Origin of the sequence: Streptomyces silaceus, from assembly GCF_001419745.1 — a bacterium.
Lineage (GTDB): Bacteria > Actinomycetota > Actinomycetes > Streptomycetales > Streptomycetaceae > Streptomyces > Streptomyces silaceus.
In genome coordinates this window covers 1-887 of sequence record NZ_LIRJ01000718.1, presented here as the reverse complement: position 1 = coordinate 887, position 887 = coordinate 1, and the positions used below count along the sequence as shown (strand labels likewise).

The 887-nt window shown below is 71.6% G+C and carries 1 protein-coding gene; it reads left to right on the top strand.

Translation table 11 applies throughout. The features are described 5' to 3' along the window. Positions 1-887 (top strand): ATP-binding cassette domain-containing protein (locus AOK22_RS38980; protein ID WP_244165294.1); only part of this gene is annotated, 887 nt, incomplete at both ends.

Sequence of the window (887 nt, the reverse complement as noted above, 5' to 3'; positions counted from 1 at the left end):
GAACCGACCAACAACCTCGACCTGGCGGCCCGGCACAAGCTCTACGACGTCCTGACGGACTTCACCGGCTGCCTGCTCCTGGTCAGCCACGACCGCGCGCTGCTCGACCGCATGGACCGCATCGCCGAGCTGGGCAGTGACGAACTGCGCCTCTACGGAGGGAACTTCACCGAGTACGAGGAGGCGGTGCGCGCCGAGCAGGAGGTCGCCGAGAAGAACGTCCGCAACGCCGAACAGGAGCTGAAGCGCGAGAAGCGGGAGATGCAGCAGGCCCGTGAACGCGCCGAGCGGCGGCAGAGCAACGCCGCCCGCAACCTCAAGAGCGCCGGGCTGCCCCGGATCTTCGCCGGCAACATGAAGCGCGGCGCGCAGGAATCCGCGGGCCGGTCCGGGCAGATGCACGCGGCCCGGGTCAGCGAGGCCAAGGCCCGGCTCAGCGAGGCCGGACGCGCCCTGCGCGAGGAACAGCGCATCACCCTGGAGCTGCCCGACACCCAGGTGCCCGCCGGGCGCAACCTCTTCCTCGGCGAGGGGATGCAGGTCCACCACGGAGACCGGGCCGTGTTCGCCGACGACGGCGTCGACCTGACCGTCCGCGGCCCCGAGCGCATCGCGCTGACCGGGCCCAACGGCGCGGGCAAGACGACGCTGCTCCGTCTGATCACCGGTGAACTCGCCCCGGACGCCGGGGAGATCAGGCGCAACGACGGCCGGATCGCGTATCTCTCGCAGCGTCTCGACCTGCTGGACCTGGACCGCACCGTGGCGGAGAACTTCGCCGCGTTCGCCCCCGAGCGACCGGAGGCGGAGCGCATGAACCTGCTCGCCCGGTTCCTCTTCCGGGGCGCGCGGGCACACCTTCCCGTCGGGGTGCTCTCCGGCGGCGA